The organism is Methylobacter svalbardensis (assembly GCF_037671525.1).
Classification (GTDB): domain Bacteria; phylum Pseudomonadota; class Gammaproteobacteria; order Methylococcales; family Methylomonadaceae; genus Methylobacter_A; species Methylobacter_A svalbardensis.
In genome coordinates, this window is record NZ_JAWPOH010000006.1 from 77,103 (window position 1) to 91,639 (window position 14,537).

Consider the following 14,537-nt stretch of genomic DNA (forward strand, 5'->3'; position numbering starts at 1 on the left):
TGAAAAAGGATAAAAAGATGAATAATGAACAAGGCGCTGTTGTGTCCACTATCCACAGAGCGCGAATAAATTCTCGCCCACAGTCATTATCTGCTTATATTGGCTTAGGGCTGTTCTTATTTGTATTCCAAAGCGTCTCTGCCAGAGCTGGGGATCTAGCGCTATCAGGTATAGACTTTGCGGCACAGTCAGGCGATACGTTGCAGATTGAAATGGAAATGACCGGCGCCGCTATGACGCCCAAAATATTTAAGACCGACAATCCCGCACGTATTGCACTGGACTTTCCCGGTGTAAGAAGTGCGCTGCCTAAAAAAATGTACCCAATAAATCAAGGCGCAGCGAGCAGTATTTATGTGGTAGAAGCGGCTGGCAGGCTGCGCGTTATTGTTAACCTGATTGAGACAACACCGTTTGAAACAAAGGTGGTTGGCAATAAAGTGCTGTTGACGTTAACGCGGACAAAGACTGCAATGCCTACGCTGCTAAAACCTGCTGCCGTGCCGACAGCGCCGATTGCATCACCCGTTGCAGCAAAGACAACCAATGCGGTGGTAACCGCATTAATACCTGCACAAGACATTAGCGGCTTTGATTTTAAGCGTGGCGATAAAGGTGAAGGACGTATACTGGTTACTCTGGCTAATGCCAATACCATCGTTAACTCCAAAAAAGTAGACGGAAAGGTTGTCATCAGTTTTCTTAATACCAGATTGTCTGCGAGCCTAGCTAAACGGCTGGATGTATCCGAGTTTGCAACGCCGGTTAAGTTTATCGATACCGTCTCATCCGAGCAGCAAACTACGATTACTGTGGCGACTCAAAATGAGCTTTACGATTATTCCGTGTTTCAAGCAGACGGGTTATTGACGGTTGAATTTCGTCCTTTAAGCCATGAAGAGAAAGATGCGCTGGATAGATCGCGAACCAAATACTCTGGCGACCGCTTGTCGTTAAATTTTCAGGAAATTGAAATACGTAGCGTGATTGCGATTCTGGCCGAGTTTACCGGACAGAATGTGGTCGCCGGTGAAGATGTAACCGGCACGATTACCTTGAAGCTGGACGATGTACCCTGGGATGAGGCCTTGGATTTTATCATGATGACCAAGGAGTTGGGCAAATACGAGTCCGGCAACGTCACGCTGATTTCAACGCTGGATAAAATTAAGGATTACAAGCGGAAGCAGCAGGAAACAGAAAAAGTCGTGGCGCAATTAGACCCGATGGTGACTGAGTACATTAAAATCGATTACGCGAAGGCTGCCAGCTTTAGGGCGCTGTTGAATGGCGCTGATGCCGGTGCTTTTGGTGCTTGCGGGGTGACCGGCACCGCCGAAGTAGCTGCATCTGTCGGTTCGATTGAGGAAAAACCTTCCATTGCCGGATCTTTGGGAGCAGCTGTGCAAAGTTCACAGGGGGCAGTTCACTCAGAAGGAAGTAGTGACGACTTACGCATGCTGTCGCCTCGCGGGTCGGTTGTTGTCGATGCCCGAACCAATACTTTGATTGTTCGCGATACCACAAAACGACTGGAAGAGATAAGAAAGCTGATACGTAAGCTTGACGTGCCTGTGCGTCAGGTGATGATTGAGGCTCGGGTTGTTATTGCAGAAGATAATTTCATTGAAAATTTAGGCGTCAAGTTTGGTGTAGCAAAACAAAATGCGGATATTGGCGGCGGGAAATCATTTGCCATAGGTGGTGCCGGAACGCGGGGGCGCAGCGCCGTAGGTGGTGGGGCCGGGGATGCCAGTAGCCTGCTGGTTGATTTGGGCGCGGCAGCAATATCAGGTACACCGCCGGGCGCGTTGGGCATGACACTCGCCAGAGGTGCCGATTATGTGTTGAATCTGGAACTTCAGGCCTTACAATTTGAGGGCAAAGCTGAAATCGTATCCAACCCTAGGGTAATGACCATGGATCGCTGTACGGCGGTTATGACCCAGGGCGTTCAAATTCCAGTGACAACGCCCGGGTCGGCCAATTCACCACCAACAGTGAAGTATATTGATGCGGTTCTTGAATTGAACGCGACGCCGCAGATTACGCCTAATGGCTCGGTTGTCATGAATTTGCTGGTCAAGAAGGACAATCAGAACACAACAATTGTCTCGGGTAATCCCGGTATTGATAAACGGGAGATTAAAACCTCGGTGCTTGTTGAGGATGGCGAGACCGTGGTTTTAGGTGGGGTTTACGAGGGCGAAGAAAGAAATAACAAAAATAAAATCCCGTTTTTCGCCGATTTACCGGGTATTGGGTTTTTATTTACCAATTCGACAGCCAATAAAACCAAGAAGGAATTATTGATTTTTGTCACGCCAAAAATTATCAAAGATAATCTGGCCAGCGATTGATTGCTTTATCGGGCGCGGATTGGGGAGAGGATGCATACCCGTTCCCAATCTTTGGCTTCATCCCAAAGGGATGTTTCCTTATTGTTCGCTTCAAAAAATCAATGGCTTCTGATCGAATAATGCAGGCTTCGTTTGACATAAGATTTTTGGCGCTGTTTGGCCGCCGCAGGGTTTTCAACTGCGAGCTTATGGGGATGTACGGTATAATTAGCTCAAATTCCACTATTCAACATCCATCTAATGGCTCAATTTTTTGAAATTCACTCCGAGAGTCCGCAACTGCGCTTGATACATCGTGCTGTGGAAATACTCCGTAAGGGCGGCATTATCGTTTACCCGACCGATTCATCTTATGCGATTGCCTGTTTGATTGGCGATAAGCAGGCGATGGATAAAATTCGTCGTATCAGGCAGTTGGACGATAAACACAATTTTACGCTGGTGTGCAAAGATCTGGCTCAAGTATCCATGTTTACCAAAATCAGTAATGATGCTTATCGACTGATTAAAGCATTAACGCCGGGAGCTTTTACCTTTATTTTAGAAGCTACGCGTGAAGTGCCTCGTCGGATGCAACACCCCAAGAAAAAAACCATAGGTATTCGAATTCCCGATCACCCTATTACCCAGTTGCTGGTTCAGGAGTTGGGTGAGCCCTTGTTTAGTTCTACGTTGATATTGCCGGGAGAGGATGAGGCCTTAACCGATCCTTATGAGATCAGGGACAGACTCGAACACGAACTGGATTTGGTGATTGACGGCGGTATTATCGAGTTTGAACAAACGACTATTATCGAGTTTTCCGATAATGGCACTGAGATCATCAGGCAGGGCAAGGGTCTGGCGCCGATGTTGGGTAGATGAGGAGGCAACTATGATGGATGAATTGACGCTACTGCAACGCATAGTGGTCTGGATATTGCCGGTGATTTTTGCGATTACCGTGCATGAAGTAGCACACGGCTGGGTGGCCAAAAAATACGGCGATAACACCGCCTCGCTATTGGGCAGGTTAACCTTAAATCCGGTCAAGCATATCGATTTATTCGGAACTATTCTTATCCCCGGCTTGTTATTAATCTCGGGTACTGGTTTTATTTTCGGCTGGGCAAAACCGGTGCCGGTCGACGCGCGGAATTTTAAAAATCCACTGCGCGATATGGCGATAGTTGCTTTGGCCGGTCCTGTTGCTAATTTGTTGATGGCTGTCGGTTGGGCGTTAATAGCCCGGTTAGGCGTGTCGATACATTCTCAATCAGAAGCTATTTCCTTGCCGCTGATTTATACCGGGATTGCCGGGATTTCTATTAATCTGGTGTTGGCATTGCTTAATTTATTACCTATTCCGCCGTTGGACGGCAGCCGGATTTTGACGGGTATTTTGCCGAGTTATTGGGCGTGGCAATATAATCGCCTGGAGCGCTTCGGCTTTATTATTTTATTGGTACTGTTATACACACGTGTTTTAAATTTGATTTTGGAATATCCTTTGTATTTTGCACAGCAAGTGTTTTTTTCAATTGCCGGTTTATAGCTTGTTTTTTACCCTGGTTTTGGCTGCCGACTTAAGACGGTACCGTGTTAATAGGCTGCGACAGGCGGAGTGCAAGCTTCGCTTGCAAACAGGCGAAGCTTGTACTCCGGATTTGCCCCGGCTTAAATTTTGTAGCCCTGATGAATCAAAATACGGCTGAAATTTTACAACCATCGCCAGTCCTGGCGATGGTTAACGGCGCACCGTTTAACAAACTGCCGGACGATCTTTATATTCCTCCCGATGCGTTGGAGGTGCTGCTGGACACCTTTGAAGGACCGCTGGATTTATTGCTGTATTTGATACGCAGGCAGAATCTGGCTGTGGTTAACATACCGATAGCCAAGATTACTCATCAATATATAGCCTATATCCAGATAATGGGGGTATTGAATCTGGAGTTGGCCGCAGAATATCTGGTCATGGCTGCACTGCTGGCGGAAATCAAGTCAAGGATGCTGTTGCCCAGGCAGCCTGATGCTGAAGATGACGAGGAAGATCCGCGGGCAACATTGATTCGCCGGTTGCAGGAATATGAGCTGATTAAAAATGCGGCTGAAGAAATTGATCAGTTGCCTAGAATCGAACGTGATATATTTGAAATCAGCGTCGATGTTTCGGCGCTAAAAAATGCCGAACAAGATTTACCGGATATCCAGTTAAAAGAAATGCTGCTGGCGTTTCAGGATGTACTTAAAAGAGTTGAGCAACTCAGTCACCATCAAATTATCAAGGAGCCCTTATCTGTCCGTGAACGCATGTCAGCCATTTTGGAAAACCTTAAAGGAGCGGATAGTCTCCTTTTCTCGCAACTATTTAGCCGAAAAGAAAGTCGGCACGGAGTCGTTGTCTCGTTTTTGGCCATCCTCGAGCTCAGCAAAGAACGACTCATCGATATTATCCAGTCAGAACCCTTTGCCGAAATACGTGTCAGAACCGCCGAAGCTTTTATCGAAACCTTCGCCGACGAAACCCAAGCCAAAGCCAATAGTTGAGCCTGCGACACTCCCTTCCGTCACTGAACAACCTGAAATTAATGTGGAAATTAAACGTGTAGTTGAAGCCATTTTATTTGCTGCAAATCGTCCTATGACTTGTAAGCAGGTGCAACAGGTTTTTCCTGAAATTGAGCAGCCGGAAATACAGGAAATACAGGCAGCAATTGATGCGGTCAAAGAGGATTATCGATTCAGGCCGGTTGAATTAAAGCAGGTAGCCAGCGGTTATCGGTTTCAAGTTAGAAAGGAGCTGTCGCGCTGGGTATCACGGTTGTTTGAAGAAAAGCCGCCAAAATATTCCCGAGCATTATTGGAAACGCTGGCCATTATTGCCTATCGTCAACCGGCAACACGCGGAGATATTGAGGATATTCGCGGGGTTGGCGTCAGTTCAAGCATCATTCATACACTACTTGAACGTGAATGGATTCGAGTGGTGGCGCACAAAGAGGTGCCGGGCAGACCGGCTTTATACGGTACGACCAAACAATTTTTGGATTATTTTAATATTACATCATTAAGTGAGCTGCCGACATTGCAAGAGATCCAGGAGCTTGGCATGTCATTAGATGATCCTTTGTTAAATAATACGCAACAACCCATGCAGGTAAAGAGTGAACAACAAGAAACAACCGAACAGGTCACCGAAATCATCGAGTAGTTCAGCGAAACAGCCGAGCAGGTCACCGAAACTATCGGGCAGGCCACTAAAGCCATCGCAAGGATCAGCACAACAACCGAATAATCTTCCGAAGCAATCCCTTCCTTCGCAAAAGGGCTTTGCCGGGAGTCAATCAGCCGATGGCGAGCGCATTCAGAAAGTGCTGGCGCGCGGCGGTGTCGGTTCAAGGCGCGAAATTGAGCGTTGGATAGACGAGGGGCGCTTGAAGATTAACGGTAAGCCTATTGGCTTGGGTGATCGTCTGAAAGACGGGGATCACCTGCTGATCAATGATCGAGTGGTGCATTGGGAAAAGTTTGTCGAACAGCCTACCCGAGTGCTGCTTTATCATAAACCTGTCGGCGAAGTGGTTACTCGTCGCGATCCACAAGGCCGGCCGACGGTGTTTACCCAATTACCGAAATTGGCTATCAGTCGCTGGATAGCGGTTGGTCGTCTGGACATCAATACTTCTGGGTTGTTGTTGGTCACCAATAACGGTGAGCTGGCTAATCGATTAATGCATCCGTCTACGCAAGTCGAGCGTGAGTATGCGGTACGTATTTTGGGTGAAGTTTCCGATGCTACCCTGGCAAGACTCAAGCAGGGTGTGGAGCTTGAAGACGGTAAAGCCAAGTTTGACGAGATTAAATTTTTCGGCGGTGAAGGTGCCAATAAGTGGTACAACGTTATCGTTGCCGAAGGTCGCAACCGATTGGTAAGACGTTTGTGGGAATCGCAGGAAGTGACTGTCAGTCGCTTAATGCGGGTGCGCTATGGGCCTGTGGTATTGCCGGAGCGTTTGAAAGCCGGTTCATTTTATGAGTTGACCGATAAAGAACTGGAGTTGCTGTTTGAATTTGCGGGAATGGCTAGTGAAAAGCCGGCATATATCAACAAGCCCGAATTTAAAGCCTATAAATCTGGAAAACGTTAGCCGGGGGCAAAGCTTATGCATATTTCGCAAACAGTAGGTGCTTTACGACTGCATGGACAGATATTTGCTCCTGCAATATCTGCATTCACCACATCCATGTGGATCATGCAAGAGGTAGAGCAATGCAGGAGCAATTGCCGAGGCGACCCGACATTGCCGTTGATTTAGTTAGCCGAGACGACTTGGTTTCTGCCGTTGTGTTTGGCGGTGTACATGGCTTCATCTGCACGCTTGATGAAAGATTCGCGAGTATCGTTATCACCTAAGGTGCTAACGCCAAGGCTTGCGGTGATCTTGATGGTGTCCATGCCGTAGGCTATGGTGTGCTGCTCAATTGAGGCGCGAATCCGTTCTGCCAGCAATTTTGCGCCGTTGGTGTCTGTGTCGCTTAATAAAATGACGAATTCTTCGCCGCCATAACGGAAAATAATATCACTGTCTCTTAGGCTTTCTTTAATCCATTTTGCACTAGAAGCCAAGGTGATGTCGCCGCAATCGTGACCGTAGGTATCATTGATGGCTTTAAAATGATCGATGTCAAAGAAAATGAGTGATAATTTTTTGGCATTGCGCGTAGCCAGACTTATTTCCCTATTTATGCAATCATTAAATGACGATCTGTTGTTGGCTTGGGTGAGTGGATCGGTATAAGCCATTTTTAAAGCTTGGTGAAATAAGGTTGCATTTTTCAAGGGATAAATCAAGCAGCAAAGCATCGCTTCCAGTAACTGGAGGTCGGCATCGCTGAATCTATGGTTGCTCATCAGTTTTAATTCGCCCAGTTGTTGCTGCTCAACTTTAAGTGCGTAATTACAGGAATGCCGGGTAAACACCCCGCTTTTTACTTCCAGATCGAATTCTTTATTGATATAAACATAAGCGCTATGAGGAATCTTATTGGCGATTTTGCTACAGAAAATTGCGATCAGCTCAGTAAATTTCAATGTTGTTTGTAAAGCGCTGCTGATGTCATAATTATGAAGGTTAACGGCTTTTGTTGCTTCAAAAGTGTGATTGTTGATAACCGCTAAGTTTGCTGATTTGCCGGTCATGATCGCTTCCTCGTGGATTGAGATTGTGGCTTTGCAATAACTACAGCGAGGAATGTGCCAATTTATAAAAATAGCTGATAATCAATATGTTGGCAAGAATGTTTTATTTTTGGCTCATTACGGTCATAAGATTGACATGACAAGGTGGCAAGAGATTGCCGGTGGGGCGACTTTCGTTGCCGTTAATTGCCGAAAAGATAGGCAATGGCGTTTTCGGATTTATCCGCTAGAAATTAGAGGTAAAATGGTGCTTTTTAACGGTTTTGTAAGCGCGACTGGCTTGATTGGCAGTCATAATAATGGTATCGAAAAAGCGCTTTTCATGTAAACTGCAGGCAGTTTTTTGAAATTTTCCCGATGAATCAAAGGTGTGGAATTATGTCTAGCAAGAGCTGCTATATTTTTGTGATCACTGATGGTGCCGAGGAGAGGACTTGAACCTCCACGGGGTTGCCCCCACCAGCACCTGAAGCTGGCGTGTCTACCAATTTCACCACCTCGGCAGAGGCTAGCTGTAAAAGCTAAAGTGAGCGCGCACTATACCCATCCATTTTGATTTTGTCAATTAAGCGTGACGTTTTACCTAAAGCGAGTCAGACATGATGACGTTACTTTAAGCCAATGGAGAAAAAAGATTTTTTGCATAAACGCCAAAAACTTTTCTCTTTCAATTCTAATCGATATACTAAACCTATATACTTAAGATATGTTTATCGTATCCATCCTTTTTATTTTATTATCTAAATGACATTGAAGTCTAAAAAAGACGTTGATTTTAATTCAACAAAAGATCCATATGCTCAGCGTGAAGCTGAGAAATATGAGAATCCCATTCCCAGCCGCGAATTAATTCTTCAATTCATCGAGCATGCTGGAAAACCCTTGCGTCGTGAAGAACTCGCTGAAGCGTTTACCCTTGAAACCGAAGACCAGCTCGAGGCTTTGCGCCGCCGTTTACGGGCAATGGAAAGGGACGGGCAATTATTATTTAATCGGGGCAAGAAATATTGCCTGGTTAATAATGAGGATTTAATTGCCGGGCGCATTATCGGTCATGCGGACGGATTTGGCTTTATTAAGCCGGATGATGGCTCGGATGACCTGTTCTTATCGCCACGGGAAATGAATCCTTTGCTGCACAATGATCGGGCGCTGGTACGTATTGCCGGGGTCGATAAAAAAGGCCGCAGGGAAGGGGCTGTTGTTGAAATTCTTCAGAGAAATACGCATCATGTTGTCGGGCGTCTCTATAAGGAAGACGGTTTTACCTATGTGGTGCCGGACAATAAAAATATAGCGCAAACCATTCTGGTTCAAAAAGGCGGCACCGGCAAGGCAAAACAAGGACAGATTGTTGTTGCCGAAATCGTTGAGCAACCGACTAAACTTCGGCAGCCTATTGGACGCATTGTTGAGGTCATGGGCGAACACATGGCGCCGGGAATGGAAATCGAAATGGCGATTCGTTCCCATGAGCTGCCTAATCAATGGCCTGATGAATTGCTGGAAGCAATTAAACCGCTTAGTAAGGATGTGCCGGAGTCGGCAAAAGAAGGCCGGGTTGATTTAAGGGCAACTCCCTTGGTCACCATTGATGGTGAAGATGCCCGTGATTTTGACGATGCTGTTTATTGCCAGAAAACCCCTAAGGGCTGGAAGTTATTGGTTGCGATCGCCGATGTCTCGCATTATGTGCAGATTAATTCGGAATTAGATAAGGAAGCTCAAAAACGCAGCACGTCGGTCTATTTTCCTGAACAGGTCATACCGATGTTGCCGGAGATTTTGTCCAATGGCCTGTGTTCGCTTAATCCCCATGTGGATCGGCTATGTATGGTGTGCGAGCTATACATAGATGAACAGGGCCAGGTTGTTCGGTCACGTTTTTTTGACGCGGTGATGAGTTCTCATGCCCGATTGACCTACAACGAAGTCGCAGCAATGCTGGTCGATGGCGATATCGCCAGGGATGGTGTGTATGCCGAAAGCCAGCCGGGAGCTGGCTCGGCGCAGACATTGGCCGAAAAATATAAAGCCGTGCTGCCGCATTTACAGGAGCTATACGCGCTGTACAAGGTGATGCGGGTGAGCCGCGAACAACGCGGCGCAATGGATTTTGATACGCAGGAAACCCGGATTGTTTTCGGTGCAGAGCGTAAAATTGAAAAGATAGTGCCGGTGGTGCGTAACGATGCGCACAAATTGATCGAAGAGTTTATGATCACCGCGAACATGGCGGCAGCGCGGTTTTTAAATAGTAAAAAAATACCCAAGCTGTTGCGGATACACGAAGGTCCGAGTGCCGATAAGTTGCTTAATCTGAAAACCTTTATTGGCGAACTGGGCTTGAGCTTAGGCGGCGGGGATAAGCCAACGCCGTTGGATTATATGCATCTGATGGAGTCAATCAAAGATAGGCCTGATGCGCATTTGATTCAGACCGTATTGTTGCGTTCGATGTCTCAGGCCGTCTATAGTCCCGAGTTAAAAGGCCATTTCGGTCTGGCGCTGGAGGCTTACGCGCATTTTACCTCGCCTATTCGCCGTTATCCCGATTTGTTGGTGCATCGTGCAATCAGGCATTGCTTGCAGGGCAAGTCGGTGGAAAGCTTTTTCTATGGCGTTCCCGATATGGTTGTGTTGGGCGAACAATGCTCAGCCCATGAGCGCCGCGCCGATGATGCCACGCGGGATGTGGTCAGTTGGCTCAAATGCGAATATATGCTGGATAAGGTTGGCGAGGAATTCCCCGGCATTATTTCAGCGGTCACCTCGTTTGGCTTTTTTGTCGAGCTCGCCGAAATTTATGTTGAAGGCTTGGTTCATATCAGCAATCTGGCTCAGGATTATTTTCATTTCGATGCGACCAGTCACCAGTTAAGAGGTGAGCATACCGGCATTAATTACCGGCTGGGGGATAGCGTCAATGTCAAGGTCGTCCGTGTTGATCTGGACGAAAAGAAGATGGATTTTGAACTGGCGGAAAAACAAGTCGCGATGGATACCAAACCTAAAAAAAGACGTCGTAAGAAATGAAGTTAAGCAAAATATACGGCATACATTCGGTACAGTCGGCTTTAGATTATTCCCCTAAAAAAATCGGTAAAGCCTGGGTTGACAGCCAACGGCAAGACAAGCGTTTGACGCAGTTGATTGATGATTTATTGGATTTGGGCATAGAGCCGGAAAAAGTCGACCGGAAAAAACTGGATAAACTGGCCGATAGCAATAATCATCAAAGCATTGTTATCGAAGTTGAAATGCCCGGCGAGTTATCGGAAACTGACCTAAAAGACGCAGTGTTAACGCTGTCAGGGACGCCTTTATTCCTGGTACTGGATAACGTGCAGGATCCGCATAATTTCGGCGCGTGCCTTAGAACTGCAGACGCAACCGGTGTGCATGGCGTCATTATTACCAAAGATAACGCTACCGGGATTACTCCGACGGTCTGTAAAGTGGCTAGCGGGGCTGCTGAAACGGTGCCGGTTTATCAGGTGACCAATTTGGCCAGAACCTTGCGCTGGCTTAAAGATCAGGGGATATGGGTCATGGGCGCGGCAGGCGAAGCAACTCAGACTGCCTATCAAACCGATTTCACCGTGCCGCTGGCTGTGGTCGTGGGTGCCGAGGGTAAAGGCTTAAGACGCCTGACCAAAGAGCAATGCGATGTACTGGTCAAATTGCCGATGCTGGGGCAGGTAGACAGTCTTAATTTGTCGGTAGCGACCGGTGTGCTGCTTTATGAAACCGTACGGCAGCGGTTAGTTGCTGTTTGATCAATGCGAACAAAATCAACATACTCTCTCGAAGGCACGGGTTTAAGCTGCATTCGCGATGACCGGGTGTTATTCGAAGAACTGGCTTTTGAGCTGGTTTCAGGACAGATTCTATTGCTGGAAGGCAAAAACGGCAGCGGTAAGACTTCGTTATTGCGTATTTTATGCGGATTCCGGGAACCCGATTCCGGCCAAATTAACTGGTGCGGCGACCACGTAAAAGACAGTCAGTTTCATGCGCAGATGGCTTATGTCGGCCACTTGGACGGCATTAAAAAAGAACTGACCGTATTGGAAAACTTAAGGATGTCGGTAGCCTTAAGCAATTCCGGCCGGTATTCCATTCATGAGGCTTTAAGCAAAGTTCATCTGCAAGGTTATGACGACATCCTAGTGCAGGCTTTATCGGCGGGCCAGAAAAGACGGCTGTCGTTAGCCAGATTGCTGATTACCGAAAATGTGTTGTGGATTCTGGACGAGCCTTTCACCTCATTAGACAAGCAGGGCATTGCCCTGATCGAAGCCTTAATGACCGAACATTGCGCTAACGGCGGCATGATTGTCCTCACTTCACATCATGACATAGACTTGCCCGATGTCGATGTCCAGCGTATTCATTTATCCTGATGTCTTTATCCCGTGCATTCTTTGCCGTTATTCGGCGCGATCTGGTTTTGGCTTTGCGGCGTCGTTCCGAAATAGCCAATCCGCTGCTGTTTTTCATTCTGGTGATAACTCTGTTCCCTTTAGGCATCGGTGCTCAGCCGCATTTATTGCAAGCCATAGCACCGGGTATTATCTGGGTTTCCGCATTGCTGGCGGCCATGCTGTCCCTGGACAGTCTGTTTCGTTCGGATTTTGATGACGGTTCGCTGGAGCAGATGCTATTAAGCCCCCACCCGACCACAGTGTTAGTCCTGGCTAAAATTATCGCCCACTGGTTGGTGACCGGCTTGCCGCTGTTGATTGTGGCACCGCTGCTGGCGGTTTTTTTAGGCATGCCCAATCATTCTCTGGGAACCTTGTTGCTGACCTTATTGCTGGGAACGCCGGTGTTAAGTCTGATTGGAGCTGTTGGTGTGGCACTGACCGTGGGACTGCGTCGGGGCGGCATGATTTTGTCGCTGCTGGTTTTACCCTTGTATGTTCCGGTGTTGATTTTTGCCGGTAACGCGGTGCAGATGGCAGGCAGCGGCTTGCCCGTTGACGCGCAAATTAATATATTGATTGCCATTTTATTGATGGCTTTGGTCTTGGCGCCTTTACCGGTATCGGCAGCATTAAAAATGAGTATTCATTGATAATATCTCGTAGAATAATCAATCATATTGACGATCAGGAATAAATGATTATGGTATCAACTAAATATTTGTCTGTTTTTTCACCGGCTACCGAGCAACAACGAAAAGAAAATTTTGATAGTTACTGGGAGTTTACCCAGCAGCATGGCGGGGAGTTGTTGGAACAGGACAAGGATTTAGCTAAAAAACGTGATCGACTGAAGCATTTTCAGGATAACCCGGTTAAATTACGGAAGCCACTGGCTGATCCTGAAGCTTTTTATCGTAATTATGTCGACATGCAAGATGACCCTAAATCGCTGGATCGCATGACCTTGATGCTGACAGGCATATACAAGTTTGCCCGACATGAATGGGTAGGTATTAAAGGTGCATGGGATGTGGTGCCCGATATGGCCAACTCACATGCCCTGGAAGATAAAATCAGTCGCGTGCATTTGGCTGAAGAATTTTGCCATGTGCGCCTGTTTGATGAAATGCTGAAAACTTGCGGTTTGGACAAAGTGGAGTGGGTGCCTTTAGGTCCGGTTAAAGAAAAAATCTACGAGCAGTTTCCCAAATTACCCGGTTTTTTAATGGACACGCCGGCTTTTGTAACAGAGCTTATGGGGGTGACTTTTTATTGTCATTTATATCCTCTGTTTGATGAAGTCCTGGCAGATGAACCGGAAGTACGCGCCCGTTTAAAAGAATTGCTGGATGAGATTACCATCGATGAAGTGGCGCATGTCGGGCAGCGAAGGAATTTTATCGGTCCGATAGGCGTGAAAGTTTCAAAAGCGCTGGTTAAGCCTTTTTATACATTGTTTTTTAAGGATATTCCTGAAGTCGGGCAATTGTTTAATGTTGAGCAGATGATTAAAGACGGCATCGCTTTTGATTTTAATGACTTGCCTGAGTATATGCTTGAACGCAGTTGGATTCCTTCATACTGCAAAGCTTAAAAACAGATCGTTCCTGCATGTTAGTTTTAAACCATTTTTCTGATTGTCTATGTTTTTAATTCCAGATCCCGTAGTTCGCTTCTTCCACCGCATGGCCTCCCCGCCGCATTTTTACGCTTTTACCGGGCGCTTGATGCCGTGGCTGGTGGTTATTTTTCTACTGGTAACCGCAGTCGGACTATACGGCGGCCTGTATCTGGCGCCAGCCGATTATCAGCAGGGCGACAGCTATCGCATTATCTATATCCATGTGCCCAGCGCCTGGATGTCGTTATTCATTTATGTGGTCATGGCGGTTGCCGGCGCCATAGGCTTGATTTGGCGGATCAAACTGGCGGAGATAGTGGCGATCAGCAGTGCGCCGATCGGTGCCAGCTTTACCTTTATCGCACTGGTGACCGGTTCATTATGGGGCAAGCCGATGTGGGGGACTTGGTGGGTCTGGGATGCGCGCTTAACATCCGAATTGATATTGCTGTTTTTGTATCTTGGCGTTATCGGACTTTACGGCGCGATAGACGATAAGCGTACCGCGTCAAGAGCCGTGGCTATTTTGGCTCTGGTCGGCGTGGTCAATATCCCGATCATTCATTACTCCGTCGAGTGGTGGAATACGCTGCATCAAGGGCCGACCGTCACCAAAATGGATAAACCGTCCATTCATGTCAGCATGTTGATACCGCTGTTGCTGATGGCGGTATCGTTTAAATTTTATTATCTGATTGCAATGTTGCAGCGGGCGCGTACCGAATTGTTGTTGCGTGAACGCAATGCGCAGTGGGTTAAAAACATGATCTCGGAGTCGAAGTAATGACGATGCAGGAATTTTTTGCCATGGGCGGCTATGCTTTTTATGTCTGGACTTCTTATGGTCTGACCTTAATCGTGCTGCTTGCCAATATTATTATTCCAGTGGTGCAGCGCCGACAGTTTATACGTGCACTGGCGCTCAAACAAAAACGGCAGTAAAT

At 47.0% G+C, this 14,537-nt stretch carries 15 protein-coding genes and 1 tRNA gene; 14 read left to right on the plus strand and 2 right to left on the minus strand.

Annotated features, from left to right (window positions below; translation table 11 throughout):
• Positions 1 to 17: 17 nt before the first annotated feature.
• The 6 genes from RW114_RS04150 to rluB all read left to right on the plus strand — a co-directional run bounded on the left by RW114_RS04150 (position 18) and on the right by rluB (position 6,490).
• Positions 18 to 2,360, plus strand: a complete 2,343-nt coding sequence (locus RW114_RS04150) for a type IV pilus secretin PilQ (protein ID WP_340121451.1) — start codon at positions 18 to 20, stop codon at positions 2,358 to 2,360.
• A 240-nt stretch (positions 2,361 to 2,600) separates the two neighbouring features.
• Positions 2,601 to 3,224 carry an L-threonylcarbamoyladenylate synthase gene (locus tag RW114_RS04155; RefSeq protein WP_340121452.1) on the plus strand — a complete coding sequence of 208 codons (624 nt, stop codon included), beginning with the start codon at positions 2,601 to 2,603 and terminating at the stop codon, positions 3,222 to 3,224.
• Between the two features lie 10 nt (positions 3,225 to 3,234).
• On the plus strand, positions 3,235 to 3,894 hold the full coding sequence (locus RW114_RS04160; RefSeq protein WP_340121454.1) for a site-2 protease family protein: 660 nt from the start codon (positions 3,235 to 3,237) through the stop codon (positions 3,892 to 3,894).
• Between the two features lie 140 nt (positions 3,895 to 4,034).
• Positions 4,035 to 4,889 carry a segregation and condensation protein A gene (locus tag RW114_RS04165; protein ID WP_340121456.1) on the plus strand — a complete coding sequence of 285 codons (855 nt, stop codon included), beginning with the start codon at positions 4,035 to 4,037 and terminating at the stop codon, positions 4,887 to 4,889.
• Between the two features lie 43 nt (positions 4,890 to 4,932).
• Entirely contained in the window at positions 4,933 to 5,553 is a 621-nt protein-coding gene (scpB, locus tag RW114_RS04170) for an SMC-Scp complex subunit ScpB (protein ID WP_340121457.1), read from the plus strand.
• 151 nt (positions 5,554 to 5,704) lie between these two features.
• Positions 5,705 to 6,490, plus strand: coding sequence for a 23S rRNA pseudouridine(2605) synthase RluB (gene rluB / locus RW114_RS04175; protein ID WP_340121491.1), 786 nt, complete (start codon positions 5,705 to 5,707; stop codon positions 6,488 to 6,490).
• A 164-nt stretch (positions 6,491 to 6,654) separates the two neighbouring features.
• On the opposite strand, the gene RW114_RS04180 is transcribed toward rluB, so the two are convergent.
• Entirely contained in the window at positions 6,655 to 7,542 is an 888-nt protein-coding gene (locus tag RW114_RS04180; RefSeq protein ID WP_340121458.1) for a GGDEF domain-containing protein, read from the minus strand.
• A gap of 52 nt (positions 7,543 to 7,594) precedes the next feature.
• Between RW114_RS04180 and RW114_RS04185 the strand changes: the two genes are divergently transcribed.
• Positions 7,595 to 7,870 carry a hypothetical protein gene (locus RW114_RS04185; RefSeq protein WP_340121459.1) on the plus strand — a complete coding sequence of 92 codons (276 nt, stop codon included), beginning with the start codon at positions 7,595 to 7,597 and terminating at the stop codon, positions 7,868 to 7,870.
• 88 nt (positions 7,871 to 7,958) lie between these two features.
• On the opposite strand, the gene RW114_RS04190 is transcribed toward RW114_RS04185, so the two are convergent.
• Positions 7,959 to 8,045: transfer RNA gene (locus RW114_RS04190), tRNA-Leu, on the minus strand.
• A gap of 241 nt (positions 8,046 to 8,286) precedes the next feature.
• Between RW114_RS04190 and rnr the strand changes: the two genes are divergently transcribed.
• The 7 genes from rnr to ccmD are packed head-to-tail and all read left to right on the plus strand — an operon-like array spanning position 8,287 to position 14,535.
• The gene (gene rnr, locus RW114_RS04195) at positions 8,287 to 10,578 is read left to right on the plus strand and encodes a ribonuclease R (RefSeq protein ID WP_340121460.1); all 2,292 of its coding nucleotides are present in this window, start codon (positions 8,287 to 8,289) and stop codon (positions 10,576 to 10,578) included.
• The gene (rlmB, locus tag RW114_RS04200) at positions 10,575 to 11,321 is read left to right on the plus strand and encodes a 23S rRNA (guanosine(2251)-2'-O)-methyltransferase RlmB (RefSeq protein WP_340121461.1); all 747 of its coding nucleotides are present in this window, start codon (positions 10,575 to 10,577) and stop codon (positions 11,319 to 11,321) included. The genes rnr and rlmB overlap by 4 nt, the downstream gene beginning before the upstream one ends.
• 3 nt (positions 11,322 to 11,324) lie before the next feature.
• Positions 11,325 to 11,948 carry a cytochrome c biogenesis heme-transporting ATPase CcmA gene (ccmA, locus tag RW114_RS04205; protein ID WP_340121462.1) on the plus strand — a complete coding sequence of 208 codons (624 nt, stop codon included), beginning with the start codon at positions 11,325 to 11,327 and terminating at the stop codon, positions 11,946 to 11,948.
• Positions 11,948 to 12,622 (plus strand): heme exporter protein CcmB, encoded by a 675-nt coding sequence (ccmB, locus tag RW114_RS04210; RefSeq protein ID WP_340121463.1) that lies wholly within the window; start codon positions 11,948 to 11,950, stop codon positions 12,620 to 12,622. Before ccmA ends, ccmB begins: the two co-directional genes overlap by 1 nt.
• A gap of 50 nt (positions 12,623 to 12,672) precedes the next feature.
• A complete protein-coding gene (locus RW114_RS04215) occupies positions 12,673 to 13,566 on the plus strand; it encodes a hypothetical protein (protein ID WP_340121464.1) in 894 nt (297 codons plus the stop codon).
• Positions 13,567 to 13,615: 49 nt separating this feature from the next.
• On the plus strand, positions 13,616 to 14,377 hold the full coding sequence (locus tag RW114_RS04220; protein ID WP_340121465.1) for a heme ABC transporter permease: 762 nt from the start codon (positions 13,616 to 13,618) through the stop codon (positions 14,375 to 14,377).
• Entirely contained in the window at positions 14,377 to 14,535 is a 159-nt protein-coding gene (gene ccmD, locus RW114_RS04225) for a heme exporter protein CcmD (RefSeq protein WP_340121466.1), read from the plus strand. Before RW114_RS04220 ends, ccmD begins: the two co-directional genes overlap by 1 nt.
• The last annotated feature ends 2 nt before the right edge of the window (positions 14,536 to 14,537 follow it).